The sequence below is a fragment of the Peribacillus sp. N1 genome, from assembly GCF_054600815.1.
The window spans coordinates 1-284 of the sequence record NZ_BAAHZO010000045.1 but is presented as its reverse complement, the minus strand read 5'-3'; the positions used below and the strand labels follow the sequence as shown (position 1 = coordinate 284).

General features: G+C 46.5%; 1 pseudogene. It reads left to right on the top strand.

Annotated elements, in window-relative coordinates:
* Window positions 1-284: pseudogene (locus ACYP5M_RS26570) on the top strand (beta/alpha barrel domain-containing protein); the annotation flags it as partial.

Sequence of the window (284 nt, the reverse complement as noted above, 5' to 3'; positions counted from 1 at the left end):
TCACCGTATTACCTTATACTTCGGATGATGTGTTGCTCGCTAAACGCCTGTAAGAAGTGTGGTGCCATGCAATCATGCCTGGAGATTCACCAATTGGCTCTGGTCAGGGCATTATAAACCCATTGAACTTACGCTTCATCATGGAACAATCTGAGGTTACGGTAATTTTTGATGCAGGGATTGGAACTCCCTCCGATGCGGTTATCGCCATGGAATTAGTGGCGGATGGCGTATTGCTTAACACTGCTGTTTCGGGAGCAAAAGACCCCGTCAAAATGTCGAAA